The 15,328-nt window shown below is 51.4% G+C and carries 9 protein-coding genes; 3 read left to right on the top strand and 6 right to left on the bottom strand.

The genetic code is table 11. The annotated features are described in order from the left end of the window. Positions 1–37: 37 nt before the first annotated feature. Together dnaE and thrS are read left to right on the top strand one after the other, a co-directional pair. The gene (dnaE, locus tag OQJ98_01300) at positions 38–3,247 is read left to right on the top strand and encodes a DNA polymerase III subunit alpha (protein MCW9054601.1); all 3,210 of its coding nucleotides are present in this window, start codon (positions 38–40) and stop codon (positions 3,245–3,247) included. A gap of 64 nt (positions 3,248–3,311) precedes the next feature. Continuing rightward, a complete protein-coding gene (thrS, locus tag OQJ98_01295) occupies positions 3,312–5,060 on the top strand; it encodes a threonine--tRNA ligase (protein MCW9054600.1) in 1,749 nt (582 codons plus the stop codon). 203 nt (positions 5,061–5,263) lie between these two features. Here thrS and OQJ98_01290 read toward each other — a convergent pair whose 3' ends face one another. The 3 genes from OQJ98_01290 to OQJ98_01280 all read right to left on the bottom strand — a co-directional run bounded on the left by OQJ98_01290 (position 5,264) and on the right by OQJ98_01280 (position 9,071). Then, positions 5,264–7,018, bottom strand: coding sequence for a hypothetical protein (locus OQJ98_01290; protein ID MCW9054599.1), 1,755 nt, complete (start codon positions 7,016–7,018; stop codon positions 5,264–5,266). Positions 7,019–7,089: 71 nt separating this feature from the next. Further along, the gene (locus OQJ98_01285) at positions 7,090–8,295 is read right to left on the bottom strand and encodes a hypothetical protein (protein ID MCW9054598.1); all 1,206 of its coding nucleotides are present in this window, start codon (positions 8,293–8,295) and stop codon (positions 7,090–7,092) included. A gap of 131 nt (positions 8,296–8,426) precedes the next feature. Continuing rightward, entirely contained in the window at positions 8,427–9,071 is a 645-nt protein-coding gene (locus tag OQJ98_01280; GenBank protein MCW9054597.1) for a sortase, read from the bottom strand. Between the two features lie 126 nt (positions 9,072–9,197). Between OQJ98_01280 and OQJ98_01275 the strand changes: the two genes are divergently transcribed. Further along, positions 9,198–10,208, top strand: a complete 1,011-nt coding sequence (locus OQJ98_01275) for a hypothetical protein (protein ID MCW9054596.1) — start codon at positions 9,198–9,200, stop codon at positions 10,206–10,208. Between the two features lie 73 nt (positions 10,209–10,281). Here OQJ98_01275 and OQJ98_01270 read toward each other — a convergent pair whose 3' ends face one another. The 3 genes from OQJ98_01270 to OQJ98_01260 form a co-directional block, all read right to left on the bottom strand. Then, the gene (locus OQJ98_01270; GenBank protein ID MCW9054595.1) at positions 10,282–12,378 is read right to left on the bottom strand and encodes a type IIA DNA topoisomerase subunit B; all 2,097 of its coding nucleotides are present in this window, start codon (positions 12,376–12,378) and stop codon (positions 10,282–10,284) included. A gap of 173 nt (positions 12,379–12,551) precedes the next feature. After that, a complete protein-coding gene (locus OQJ98_01265; GenBank protein MCW9054594.1) occupies positions 12,552–14,939 on the bottom strand; it encodes a phenylalanine--tRNA ligase beta subunit-related protein in 2,388 nt (795 codons plus the stop codon). A gap of 27 nt (positions 14,940–14,966) precedes the next feature. Further along, positions 14,967–15,323 carry a four helix bundle protein gene (locus OQJ98_01260; protein ID MCW9054593.1) on the bottom strand — a complete coding sequence of 119 codons (357 nt, stop codon included), beginning with the start codon at positions 15,321–15,323 and terminating at the stop codon, positions 14,967–14,969. Between the last annotated feature and the right edge of the window lie 5 nt (positions 15,324–15,328).

Raw genomic sequence — 15,328 nt, 5'->3', positions numbered from 1 at the left:
GCGCCTCATCTGCCGCGAGTGGTATACTAAGTCTATCATGGTATCAGAGAGACCGTTTTTGCATCTTCATACCCACAGCCACTATTCCCTTCTTCAAGCGCTTCCGAAGGTTCCTGAGCTCATCAAGCGGGCGAAAGAAGAGGGTATGGGGGCACTCGCACTCACCGACAATAGCAACCTCTACGGCGCAGTTGAGTTCTACCAAAAATGTCGGAAAGAAGGTATTAAACCAATCATTGGGATTGATGCGTTCGTCGCGGTGCGCACCAAAGACGACAAAGAGCCGCGCATTGACAATCGCTGGTCGCGGCTCGTACTACTCGCAAAAGACCAAACCGGCTACAAGAACCTCATACAGCTCGTAACCGCCGCACACCTCGAAGGTTTCTACTACAAACCACGCATCGACCATGCGCTCATCGAGAAGCACAAAGACGGGCTCATTGCCATTCTCCCCTCCTTCTCAAGCGAAGTCTCTCTTGCATACAAGGGGAATGATCCGGATAAGGCGCGCGAGAAGCTCAAGTGGTACAAAAGTGTATTCGGAGACGACCTGTACCTCGAACTCACGCACCACCCTGAGATCGCCGGACACCAAGACCTCATGCAGCAGATTGTCGAGCTTGCAAAAGGCTCTCAGGTGCCGCTCGTTGCCGCGCACGATGTTTACTACCTCGACAAAGAAGATCGACTCGCCCGCGAGACCATGATCAAGATCCAGACCGGGTCTGAGGTGAACGCATATGAGGAAGAAAAAGATGAGGACTTCTCATTCATATCGCAGGAGACCGCACGCGAGTATTTCAAAGACTATCCGGAAGCACTTGAGAATACACAAAAGATAGCTGACGCGTGCAACCTGGAGATCGAGATGGAGTGGCAATTCCCAAACTTCATTATTGAGAGTGGGCGTGAACCGGATGATGAACTCAAACACGTGGCGTACGAGGGTGTAGAGCGCCGCGGACTCTCACTTGAAGACCCGGAAATCAGGGAGCGGCTCGACTACGAGCTTGGTGTCATCAAACAAAAAGGCTACGCCACTTATTTCCTCGTTGTTGCCGACCTGCTCAAAGAGGCGCACCGCAGAGGGATCCTCACCACCATTCGTGGGTCAGTCGCGGGCTCACTCACCACCTATGTACTCGGCGTCACCAACGTGGACCCGGTTGCGTACAAAATCCCGTTTGAGCGATTCTTGAATCCGGAGCGACCGTCAGCACCGGATATCGACATGGACTACGCCGACAACCGGCGCGATGAGATGATCCAGTACGCGCGCGAGAAGTACGGCGAGGACAAAGTGGCACAAATCGGCACCTTCGGTACCATGCTCGCCCGCGGCGTGGTGCGCGATGTCGCGCGCGCCCTCGGGCACCCCTACTCGCTTGGCGATCGCATCGCGAAGCTCATCCCCTTTGGTTCACAAGGCTTCCCCATGACGATCGATAAAGCGCTTGAGATGACGCCGGAGCTTGCTGAGCTTTATAAAAAGGAAACCGAGGTAAAAGAGGTTATTGATCTTGCGAAGAAGATTGAGGGGCGCGCGCGCCACATGGGTATCCACGCCGCCGGTGTGGTGATCGCGCCGAAGCCACTTACCGAATATGTACCGCTTCAGTATGACCCGAAAGGAAGTGGTAAGCTCGTGACCCAGTACGATATGCACGCGGTCGGCGAAGACGGCATCGGACTTTTAAAGTTCGACTTCCTCGGCATCACCAACCTCGCAATTCTCGCTGACGCAATCGAGCGAGTAGAGGCGATTCATGGCGAGAAGATAGACATTGAGAACATCCCTCTTGATGACACAAAAACATTCGAAATGCTCGCGCGCGGCGAGACCATGGGCGTCTTCCAACTAAACGGCTCAGGCATGACCCACTTCCTCAAGGAGCTCAAGCCAACCAGTATTTATGATATCAACGCGATGGTCGCCCTCTATCGCCCGGGGCCAATGGACAACATCCCCGAGTACATCGAGCGCAAACGAAACCCCGCACGTATTTCCTACCCCGACCCGCGTATGGAAGAATATCTCAAAGAGTCACTCGGGGTGATCGTCTACCAAGAGGACGTGCTTCTCTCTTCGATCAAGCTCGCCGGCTACTCCTGGCTTGAGGCCGATAAGTTCCGCAAAGCGATTGGAAAGAAGATTCCGGAGGAGATGGCCGCTCAGAAAGAGAAGCTCACCAAAGGAATTGTCGAACATGGCCAGACGAAGGAGTTTGCCGAGAAGCTCTGGAAGCTCTTTGAGCCGTTCCAGGGGTATGGTTTCAACAAGGCGCATGCCGCAAGTTACGGCAAAGTTGCATACCAGACCGCGTACATGAAAGCACACTACCCGGTCGAGTACCTCTCAGCTGTGCTGACTGCTGATTCGGGAGATGTGGAGAAGGTTGCCGAGACGATTGCCGGATGTGCACAGATGGGAATTGAGGTTCTGCCACCGGATATCAACGAGAGCTTCAGTGATTTCTCTGTCGTACCCAACCGAGAGGACCATACAAAGTCGCAGATACGGTTCGGTCTATCATCGATCAAGAATTTTGGCGAAGGAATCGCGAGGAGTATTATCCGAGAGCGAAAAGAAAACGGTCCGTATGCATCGCTCGCAGACTTTCTTGAGAGGACAAACAACAAGAACCTCAACCGCAAGTCACTTGAGTCGCTCATCAAAGCAGGCGCGCTCGACCAATTTGAGCGTCGCGGCACCATGCTTGAGAACATCGACGCGCTTCTCGAATACAGTAAAGAATCAGCAAAGATGCACACAGCGCAAGACTCACTTTTTGGCGCAGGGGTAGGCGCGCCGCATAACACGCTGCGTCTCCCTGACGCCCCGCCGATCGACCCCGCAGAGAAGCTCGCATGGGAGAAGGAGCTTCTCGGACTGTATGTCTCAGGGCACCCACTTGATACTTTCAAGGAGATACTCGACAAACAAAAATACACCATCAAAGAGGCACGGGCGGAGGTTCGGGAAGGAATGCCCATTGTCATCTACGGCATCATCGAGGATGCGCGGATTATCCTTACCAAGAAAGGCGACCAAATGGCATTCCTCCGGATCGCCGACCTGAGTGGCAGTATAGAGTGTGTAATCTTCCCTAAGCTGTTCGCAAAACATAAAGACCTCTTGCAGCCAGAGCGTTGCATTGGGCTCAAGGGGCGGATGTCACACCGGAATGGTGAGGTCAGCATTGTTGCAGAAGCGGTCAAACCGCTCCAAAGAACGAATACCTAACATTTGTGAGTTCTTGTCTGGTATTCTTTGTCTGCTGTGTCTAATCTGCTATGATTGAGCGTATATGAAAGACCTACAGAGCGTCCGCCATACTCTTGCCCACGTGCTCGCTGCAGCCGTCTTAACACACGACCCCAAGGTAAAGATTGCCATTGGTCCTGCAATTGAGAACGGTTTTTATTATGATTTTGAATTCTCCAAGGGAAAGATTCCCGGCGAGGGCGACCTCAAGAGCTTTGAGAAGGAAATGCACAAGATCCTCAAGAAGGGATTCGAGCCGGAGTGTCAGGAAGTATCAGTTGATGAAGCGCGCGAGCTATTCAAGGACCAACCGTACAAACTCGAGCTTATCGAAGGGATTGCAAAAGAAGGAGAGAACATCACCACCTATACAATCGGTGAATTTGTCGACCTTTGTGAGGGTCCGCACGTTGCTTCATCGAGCGAAGTCGACCTGGAGAGCTTCGCACTCTCTCACGTAGCGGGAGCATACTGGCGCGGTGACGAGAAAAACCCCATGCTCACACGTATCTACGGACTCGCGTTTGAAAACAAAGAAGCACTTGATGCGTACCTCGCACAACAAGAAGAAGCGAAAGCACGCGACCACCGCAAACTCGGCAAGGAGCTTGACCTCTTTACCTTCTCAGACCTGGTCGGCCCTGGTCTCCCCCTCTTTACACCGCGCGGTACCCTTATGCGCGACCTGATCGTTGATAAGATCATGTCAATTCAAGAACGTTTCGGTTACACCAAGGTATCAATCCCACACATCACTAAGAGCGACCTGTACAAAACCTCCGGACACTGGGACAAGTTTGGCGATGAGCTCTTCAAAGTACGAGGCAAGAGCGACACTGAGTTTGTTATGAAGCCAATGAACTGTCCGCACCACACCCAGATATTCGACAGTCGCCCGCGCTCATACAAAGAACTGCCACTCCGCTTCGCTGAGACCACCATGGTCTATCGTGACGAACAACAAGGCGAGCTCCTCGGGCTTTCACGCGTACGCAGTATCACGCAGGATGACGGTCATGTGTTCTGTACGTTTGAGCAAATCAGACAAGAGGTTGAGAATATCGTCCACGTTATCAAAGAATTCTATACGAGTCTCGACATGTTCCAAGAAGGAAAGTTCTGGGTTTCGCTTTCAGTCCGCGACCCAGATGAACCTGAGAAGTATCTCGGTGATGCTGCGGGATGGGACAAAGCAGAAAGTGTACTTGAGGATATCGCGAAGCAACTCGACCTTCCCTACAAACGTGTCGAGGGTGAGGCGGCGTTCTACGGACCAAAACTCGACTTTATGTTCTTTGACGCACTTGGTAGAGAGCGTCAACTCGCAACCGCACAACTCGACTTTGTCATGCCGGAGCGCTTTACACTTTCATATGTTGATGAGAACGGCGAAAAAAAGACGCCCGTCATGATCCACCGCGCCATTGCCGGCTCGCTTGAGCGCTTCATGGCAATCATGATCGAGCATTTTGCCGGAGCCTTCCCGCTTTGGCTCTCACCGGTGCAGATAAAGATACTCCCCATCAGCGAGAACCACACCGCGTACGCAAAGGAGGTTGCTGAACAACTGAAAGCAAGCGGTATTCGACTTGAACTCGATGATTCATCTGAATCACTCGGCAAAAAGATCCGCAATACAAAGCTTGAGAAGGTTCCATACTTCCTCGTCATTGGTGAGCAAGAAGTCGATAAAAAAGAGGTCACGCTTGAGAGTCGCGACGAAGGCAAGGTGGGGAGTATGAGTGTTGAAGATCTAACAGCACGCCTCAAAGCCGAGATCAACCCAGAGTAAAACAGTCAAAAATAAACGCCAACCCCGGGTTGGCGTTTATCGTGGCTTACTTGAGCCACTAGAAAATAAACGCCAGGCATAGCCTGGCGTTTATTTTATTAATATTTACGATATCTGGACTTCCATAAGTCCTGTTTGCGGACAGGCAGACAAAATGAATATCCCCGATGACGGACATCCAATGTCCATCAGGCGGTTGTTTGTTAGTTGTGACGGTTGCTGGAATATTCAAGTACCCGGAGAATGGCAACTTTGGCACCGGTTGCCGGAGAGATGCGGTTGCGATCAATCCCTTCGGTGAGGATGTGAATTGCCTGCTCAATATCGTACGCACTCCAAGAGTGGAAACGCTCTGCTGTGGCCGGGTCAACCATCTCAGATGTCTTCTCATCACAACGGACACAGTGAAGTCGATCGAGCTCACACACAAGCGAGACAAGTGTAGTGGTCACATCCTTACCTTCTTTACGATGCTCTTGAATCACACGAAGTGCACGCGCGCTGTCTCCTCGGGCAATCGCCTGGAGAAGCACTGCTGTATGCGTGCCAGCTACAGGAAGTCTGTCGGTAGTATCTGTCTTAATATACGCGGTCTGGTGCGAGTTGTTCTGCTGCTCATGTCCCTCATTGAGAAAAGCTGTGGGGGTCTTCTCAGCCACCACCCGCTTCAGGATAATCCGTGGCACACCACCATCAATCTCAAGGGTGAGCTCGTCACCATGCACCCCTTCTGCCGTCGCGTCATCTGCTATTTCATGAGCATAGAAAGACCGGTTGGCTTGCGCGCGCTCTGCAGGGGCAGAGGTCCGACCGCCTCCAAGAATTGCGCCGATTGAAGAGAAGAGTCGTGCCCCGATGTTGTAGGTAATGATTGCGTATGCAAGAAAGGCACTCCAGAGTATAAGTACGAGCCAGTAGAGTGCGGTTGCGATTGGTCCGGCGTCAAATCCGGTGTACGGGATCTGGCTGAGGGTAATAAATGCGAGTGGGTTCTCCCCCGGTCCTTTAAGTGAGTTGAGCGAGACTGTCGGCGGGTCGATTCCTCCGCCACAATTGACCGTACATCCTGGTGGCGGGGTTGTTGTGACCTCGACTGAGGCACGACACTGTACCGAACCATCTTGCCCGGTGAACGTACCGGTGTATGTTGTGTTGCTGTCCGGTGTAACACTCGTGCTTCCTGAAGTGTCAACTGATCCAATGCTCTGGTCAATCGAACCTTCGATTGTATTGACTGAAGTCCACGAAAGTGTGGTCGACTCCCCTTTTGCAAGCACACTCTTTCCGACCGAGAGAGAACACGATGGTGCTTCCGGGTCTGGTGTTGTTGAAACCTGTACCGACACTGAACATGTTGCAGAGCCATACTGCCCGGTAAAGGTGCCGGTATAGGTCACCGAGCTTTCCGGCGAAACATTTGTGCTTCCGGAAGTTGAAACAGTGCCGACTCCCTGGTCGATAGACCCACTTGATACATTACTCGAAGACCATGAGAGTGACGCAGATCCGCCAAGGGTAAGTGTGCTCTTGTCGACAGAAAGTGAACAGGACGGGGTTGGATCCGGCGTTGGTGGATTCTGGGGCGGGTTTGACGGAGTACCACCTCCCTCATCTCCAGGATCACCCGGGTTACCATTCCCCGCTCCCGAACCACCCCCAAATCCTGAATCTGAGGAGTTTCCGTTACCAGAGCCTGAACCGCTCCCAAATCCACTACCACCAGCAGAGTCGCCGCCACCACCACCTGCGCCGCCACCACCACCTGCGCCGCCACCACCACCTGCTCCAGCGCCACTACCAAAAGCAAGTACCTGTGTTGGGCCTACCTGTACCTGATGCCCCTCAAATGTGATATTGAGCGCAAAGGCAAAAAGTGAAAGTAAAAAAATACAGAAAAGAATCGCCTGCATAAGCGTTGTGTTCATTGTTGATGTCTTTTCTGTGAGTTGATTTTTCATAAGTATAAAAAGGTATGGGAGGTAGGGTGCACTATAGCGCATCTCTACTCCCACACCAAGTTGAGTAGCCCTTACGGGCAATCCAGTACGACGTTCATGTTCGCACCTACTTCCTTAGGATTCCTTGCCAATAAGGCAAGTTCCCCGGGAGCTTTAGGTTTCGTGTTCAGTCGGGTGCTGATGGTGTATTCCATCTTTTCAGTGGGATACACTACCGTACACCCTTCTGCAGAGACTCTCGAGAGTAAAACCTGACTCTCGAGCTCTGACGCAAGCGAACGACTGATGTACTTCTCCCAGTACACAAGGTCCGAGAACTTAGCGTGGTCACCCTGCTTCGAGAGGATGCTCTCCACGCCGTTGCTGCCCGGATAGCTGATCGACGCCGAGGTGGGGACGGTAACCGTGGTTGCGCCACCTTCTTTCCATGACGCGACCAAATCATCGTACAAGTCCCTTGAGACGGCGCCGTCTTCTTCGGCGTACGTCTCGTTGCCTTCATATTCCACGATCTTCATGATCTTCTTCTGAAGGTCTTCAGGGATTGAATCCCACTCCCAGTAGTTGACCCGAATGAAGAACGGATCTTCTGCCAGCTTAGCCAGCGGTATCGGCATAGGAGATACCGACTGCTTGACGCTCTGCGTATTGTGCGGGACTGGTGTCGGCATCTTACGAGCAACGTATGAGACGTTGTCGCAGATGTCCGGGATCACAAGATCCCATTCGTAGCCGCCATAGGTGGCAGTAACGACCCGAGCGCCGTTGTTGGCGTTTGGTTCGTTGACCCACGCACCAGTCCTGACATTCGGCCAGACCCTATGGTAGGGACCTTTCTTGCCGTCGATGGTGTAGAACATACCGCAGAAACGCTCGCCTTCAGAAAGCGGGCGTGTCGTGAGCTTGTTCATCTTGAAGTCCTCCTGCCAGGAGGCACGAACCTCTTTGGGAACATCCCGGAAGAGCCCGATTGCCTGGCCGAGAGTGCCGGCGTATGGGTGTGCGCCGGGGCGTGCCCACTTGCGCAGACGCTCGCCCTGTACGGCCGATGTGGGGCAGGAGAATCCATCGCCAATCCAAGTCATACCGGGAAGAGACCACTCTTTCGGGCGGACTTTCACCGGTCCAGAAGGAGCCCTGACCACAGGAATAGATTCCTGTAGTGAGACCTCTTTGGTCGGCACCGACTCCTGCTCGGTGTTGACGACCCTCACGGGGACCGCACACGCCGCAATCGCCAACGTAGCGACTACGACAACACTGATATTTCTGAGCATGGTTGCTCTCCTTTCCTTTTCTCTTGAACGTTGAAGTCTGATCTCCCGAGAATGCGAGAGAGACGTGAAGAATGTGAACTGGATTATAAAAGAACAAACACTCTCTACTTAGAGAGCTATCTGCGTACGACCTAGATCGTAAGCAGGTAGCTTCCTACGTACTTTGCGCGGACAACGTATCGCTCGTCTTTCTCTCCAAAAGAGTTACAGGTCGCAAGTGTGAGCATCCGCTCTCCACGACTGAAGTCAACAACAACATTTCCCGCTTCATCAAGCACAACCGATGTGACGCGGTATACATATCGCATATCCCCCGAATCAACAAAGATCTCATCCCCCGCACCAAGCTTCTGTAGATTGTTGAATACCTGATAGTTCTTGTTGATGACGCTCGGCAAGTAGCTGGAGTGTCCGAAAAGAAAAATATTTGCATTTTCGGTAAGCACTCCGGTGCCGGGATATCGTACCACTCCTTCCTTGAGGGCACGATCAAGTGCCTCGATCTCGCGGCTCTGTGGATTTTCAATATTAGCATCCACTCCGACTGAAGGGATGAGGATCCGCTTAGGGTCCCCCGCGTACTCACGAGAAGCATACGCAACCTCAGTGCCTGCAGGCTCTCGCTCTGTGATCCTCTCGGGGACAAGCCCAACCATTGAAAGCAAGAAGAGCGTCATACCAAACATAAAGACAAAGAGAAAGAGAAAACGCCACCGCACCGCCACAATGGCGGTAACGAGAGAACCTGTGTGCCCTTTTATTCCTTGGTCTTTCATATAAGATGCTCTGAGCCTTTATACACCAAATATGCAGTATTGTCAAGAAATCCATGCTCTCTGAAAGACTCCCTCCTCCTGAGAAAACTTGACACAGCAGCCGAGTTGTGATACATATTGGTGCACATGAAAAATTTTCCAAAAGCAGAATTACAGCAGCTCGGTGTGAAAGCACTCGCTATTATTGGTTTTATCGCCATCCTCTCAGTCGGACTCTGGGGCTCAGTTCAGATCGCGCGCCTTGCGCCGTCAGTGCTCTCTTCCCTTGCCGCAGTCGCCACTTCTCTTACTTCGGTTTTCGCGCCGGCACAGACCATTACCATCGATACACCGGAATCTATCGTGCCAACAGACAGTGTGTATGAGCTCTCATGGAGCCACCGCAATAAACAATCAGACGCATACACGGCGTCCTTTACGTGTCGTGACGGACTCTCGATACAGAGTCCAAACACCGGCGGTATCTACGAGGAGGTCGTGTGTGATACACCATTTGCATTCTCAAGCACCGAAGGCACGCTCCTTATAATCCCCCTCCTTGAAGGGAGTGACTTTGTGAGTGTTCCTGTAACCATCAATGCGGTGGACACATCCGGTGATACCGCAGCGAGCGGCTCAGTGACCCTTACTATCTCAAAAAGCGGTCTAGGCGCGCCAACGGGAGGAAACACCGCTGGCGGCAATACACTCACTCCGGGAGAGGAAACCACAGGGACCTACGAGATCACCAACGGAGGCACTATCTCAAACCCATCAGGACTCCCTGATCTCGCGGTACATATCATCGGTATCGGTATTGTTGAGAATGATGGCACATTCACTCCAATCGACACCCTCACCGCAACAGACACGAAAGCGGCAATCCGCTTCGAAATCAAAAACATTGGCGACAAGACTTCAGACCAGTGGACATTCAACGCAGTGCTTCCAACTATGCCAATGTATATTTTCCATTCAGAAAGCCAGCAAGCACTCAACCCCGGAGACAAAATTGTCTTCACACTTGAATTCAACCAAATCGACCTTGCAGTTCATGGTGGCGCAATCACCATTAATGCAGACCCAACCGGAAGCATGAAGGAACGCAACGAAGAGAACAACATCAAACAGTTCCCTATCACGGTAACGACCGAGTAACCTTTGCGAAGAACTGGATAACCCAACACAAAACCCGCCTAAAGGCGGGTTTTGTGTTGGTATCTTCAAATAATTAAATATCCAACTGTGCGTACTTCGCGTTCGATTGGATGAATGTCTTGCGTGACGCCACATCAGTACCCATAAGTGTGTCAAAGATGCGATCGGCTTCTTGCACATCCTCAATGGTAACCTGCTTGAGTACACGGTGCTCAGGGTCCATAGTCGTCTCCCAGAGTTCCTCAGGGTTCATCTCACCAAGACCTTTGTAACGCTGGATATGAACCTTCTTTGAACTCTTTGCTTTCGCCTCGCCTGTTTCCGCTTCCTCTGCGTCTTCCTCCACATCAGTTGCTCCCTCCGGTGTCTCTTCAATCACCTCGGCATCTTTCCCAAGGATTTTTATCTTATCATCTTCTGTGTACGCGTAGGACACCTCGCGCCCTTTCTTAATCTTATACAGCGGTGGTTGCGCGATGTAGAGGTACCCACCCTCAATGATCGGCTTGAAGTAGCGATAGAAGAGTGTGAGAAGGAGTGTGCGAATGTGCGCTCCGTCCACATCAGCATCGGTTGCGATGATGATCTTGTGGTAGCGAAGCTTTTCAATATCAAATGTATCTCCAATCGCAGTACCAAGCGCAACCACGAGTGATTTAATCTCGTTCGAGGCAAGCATGCGGTCGAGACGTGCGCGCTCAACATTGAGAATCTTGCCACGAAGTGGGAGGATCGCCTGTGTGCGCCGGTCGCGTCCCTGTTTTGAGGAGCCTCCTGCAGAGTCTCCCTCCACAATGAAGAGCTCGGACTCATCAGCATTCCTTGTAGAACAATCAGCGAGCTTTCCGGGGAGCGTGAGCCCTTCGAGCGCTCCCTTGCGAAGTACACTGTCCTTGGCTGCTTTTGCTGCCTTGCGAGCCTTAAGCGCGAGCGTCGCCTTACCGATGATCATCTTAGCGTCCTCAGGATGTTCTTCGAGGAAAGTGCTGAACGCTTCGCTAAAGACACTCTCGACAGCTCCGCGTGCTTCAACAGACCCAAGCTTGCCTTTGGTCTGCCCTTCAAACTGGATCTCCGGCATCTTAACCGATACCACTACCGTGATACCTTCAAGCACATCGTCTCCGGTGAATGCTTCGCCCTCCTTGCCGCCAGCCTTCTTGCTGTAGTTGTTGAGTGTGCGCGTGAGTGCCGTCTTGAAGCCGGTGATGTGTGTCCCGTGTTCTGGATTATAGATATTGTTTGCAAATGCTGAGATGCGTGCTGAGATATCGTCAACGTACTGGAGCGAGATCTCGACCCCAACATCATCCGCCTCTTTTTCAACATAAAAGATATTCTTATGAACCGACTTCTGGTGGCGGTTCTGGAATTTCACCAACGAAAGGAGTCCACCTTCAAAGTAAAATGACATCGACGGACACTCAAGACCGAGGTCGCGGAGATAAAGACCGGCTTCATCCTCGACCCCTCCTGTGTACTCACGCAAGTCGAGGATGGCAATAGAAAGACCTTTGACCAGGTACGCCTGTTGGCGAAGATGTGAGACGATCTTATTCCAATCGTAGGCAATCTCAGTAAAGATTTCCGGGTCAGCCTCAAAGGTGATCACGGTTCCGGTGAGTTTTGACGCTCTTACTTTCTTTACTTTCGCCTTTGCTTTGCCACCCTTGGTGTACTCCTGCATGTACATACCGCCATCGCGGTGCACAACCGCCTTCACATACCTTGAGAGTGCGTTCACCACGGAGACACCCACACCGTGGAGTCCGCCGGAGACCTTATAACCTTCACCGCCAAACTTACCGCCGGCGTGAAGTGTTGTCATGATCGTCTCAAGCGCCGAGACTTTTGTCTTCGAGTGAATGTCGACCGGGATACCGCGACCATTGTCAGCAACACGCACCCTGCCCTCGGGCAAAAGCGCTACTTCAATACGGTCTGCAAAGCCGCCCATCGCTTCATCGCGTGAGTTATCAAACACCTCCCATACGAGATGATGGAGCCCTTCCGGGCCGGTCGTGCCGATATACATTCCCGGGCGACGGCGCACCGCCTCAAGCCCCTCAAGGACCGTGATCTCCTCTGCACCATATTTCCCCGCAGTCTTGGCACCTTTGGGGGTTGCGGTCTTTTTTTCGGTGGTCTCTTTTGCTTTTCTCTCAGCCATAAATAAATATGGTCGCCCCAAATAGAGCTCCATTAGTACCCTTAATTATAGCAAAATAACCCCCAAAAATAAAGTAATTTTACCTGTCCCGACAGCCTTGAGGGAGGGATTGAAAGCACCTCAGAGCGGCTCTATAAAGCCCTGTTCACTATCTCATACCGCATGAGATTATCTTACCGAACTTCGAATCCTTCTTTGTTGCTTAGTTGCACGGTCACACGATTCATGACCGCATCAATATCTTCATCAGAGAGGGTTCTCTCGGGTGATTGAAGGACGAGCCGGTAAGCATACGAGACTCTTCCGTCTTTCGAAAACTCATCAAAGAGTGAGCTTTGTACGAGCAGGTCTCCTGCAACAGACACAATCTCCTCAAGAAGATCATCGGCTGTCACCTTCTCCGGCACCCACACCGCAATGTCGCGAAGTGCAAACGGATAGCTCGAGAATGGTCTGTACACAACCTGCTTTTGCTCGACTGAGACATCGTACTCCTTCGGCTCAGGAAGATTTGCAACTAGCATATCGAGGTTGCACACAAACAACTCTTTATTACTTTCAGACGCCTCGATCTTTTGCTCAAGTTCGCCTGAGAGGTCTGTCAGCACCTCAAGAACATTCTTGCTGTTTGAGGATGCAATACCAAGCGAAGTGTACTCGATGTCGTCCGAAAAAACTTTGCCGATTTCAAAGATGCGCACATCTCCCCCACCAAAAAGCGGTGCGTTCTTGGTGTTGAGTCCAAGAGAACCGGAAAGCCCGCCAACAAGCGATGTGCGGAGGAACTTTTTATCTTCGGCAATCGGGTTCTCAATCTCAATGTCGCCAGACTCACCCATTGAATATGTATATACCTCAGCAAACCCTTTTGTGGTGAGGAGGTCGCGTATCTTCTCTGCATAATAAAAATTCTTATTTACTGAGACCTTCTGTTTCTCTTTCTCCACAGGTATCTCAGAGACATTCTCATACCCATACACACGGCCGATTTCCTCAATAAGATCTTCTTTGATTCTAAGATCAAGCCGCTCAAATGGCACCGCAACAACGAAACGCGGAGCGGTATCCACCATGCGGCGATACCCCACAATATTTGCAAAATTCACATCATGAGCAATATCATTGACCACCACTTGATTGTCGCTACTCTTCCCCGCCGCATGGATCACCTTCCCATCGCCGAGGTAGATACCACAGTGACTCACCCCACTTACAACCGCAGTACCCGGCATGTATTCAATGGTCTGATACTTAACAGCTTGTACGGTTACCTCAGCACCGTCTGCAACTCGCTTGAACGACTCTCGTGCTTCTGTATCCTTCCCAATAGAGAAAACTACGTCCCCCGGCTTTAGGTCGTCTTCAGCCACCTCCTCGCCACATACGTACTGATCAATAGCGATACGCGGCACCCCCACCCCGGCGCGAGAGAACACATATGAGACAAACGACGAGCAATCGAATGCCTTGGGTGCGTCAAACCGAATACTTGCTCCATACTTATACGACACACCCTCGTGTTTCCGAGCTTCTTCAAGGACCCGGTCAATCGGCGACACCCTCTCAAACACGAATCCAAAACGATCGAGTATTTGCTCGACATCCTGTTCCTTCACAGAAGTGCCTAAAAGACTGTTGATCTCCTCAAGTGATACTCCTGTTATGTATGGAATACTCTGCTGTCGTGGAAATATATCAACATACCCCTCAGCTTCGCCGCCGGCGATATCGAGGATGAGCGCAACCACTTCACGAAGGCCGTATGGCGCATACTCCGGCGCAAGTTCATTCTCAAAACGAGTCGACGCATCAGTGCGAAGCTTGAGTATCTGCGAGCTTTTGCGCGTGTGTGCCGGGTTGAAATTCGCAGACTCAAGCACAATGTCGGTCGTTTCTTGATCAACCTCGGCTATCTTCCCACCTTTAATGCCCGCAATCCCGATCGGTGCGTCACTATTACCGTCGGTAATGAGGAGCGTCTGAGGTGTGAGTTCATACCCTTCACCAGTGAGTGTCGTGATACTCTCCCCGTCATGTGCTGAACGCACGTTAATACGATACGCACCGTCCCGCTCCTCAAGCTTCTTCATGTCAAATGCGTGAAGTGGCTGTCCAAGCCCAAACATGACGTAGTTGGTCGCGTCCACAATGTTGTTTATCGAGCGCTGTCCAAGCGCCTCGAGACGCGCTTTGAGCCACTCGGGTGATGGTGCGACTTTTACCCCGCGAATAACCGCAGCGCTATACCTGCGGCACAAAAGAGAGTCCTCGATATCAACCGAGAGAAGCTTCGACTCAGAGAACTCCGGCTCGTCTTCACGAAGCACATCACGATTAAGCGGTATCTCAAAGAGAACCGAGAGTTCTTTCGCGATGCCACGATGCGAGAGACAATCGTGTGCACGGTTTGGCAAGACATCTACATCGATCACTGTGTCGTTCTCTGTCTTCTCGACCCCCTCAATCTCAAACGAATGGAAAGTGAGCTTCTCAGCAAGCTCGTCGGGAGTTGGGAGCTTTGTATCAAAATATGTCTGGAGCCAGTTGTAAGATATGAGCATAGAAGGTAGAAAGTAGAATGTAGTTAGCTATTTTAATAGATATTTCTTGAAAGCGCCAAGCGACCGACCGATACCCAAGGCTGCTTCCTTCATTTCTTCATACTTTTGTACTGTTAGATAGTCAAGATTCTTGGATATAACGAGTAAACTTACCACCTCATTCAGAGAACCTATGGCTATCTCTATGAATCGAGCATAATCTTTCTTAGAAGTACGACTTGATCCCTCGGCAATGTTCAAAGGGGCGGAAACTACCGCGCGGCGCAATTGAGATGTGATACCAAACTGTTCAGATTTTGGAAAATCCAACGTAACTTTATAGACCAGAGTTGCAAAGTCTGTTCCATTTTTCCATATATCCAAATTTTCATAACTTTTTGACATATTGT

The organism is Candidatus Paceibacterota bacterium, from assembly GCA_026195275.1.
Lineage (GTDB): Bacteria > Patescibacteriota > Minisyncoccia > Phycocordibacterales > JABMNX01 > JABMNX01.
This window is presented reverse-complemented; position numbering and strand designations above follow the sequence as displayed.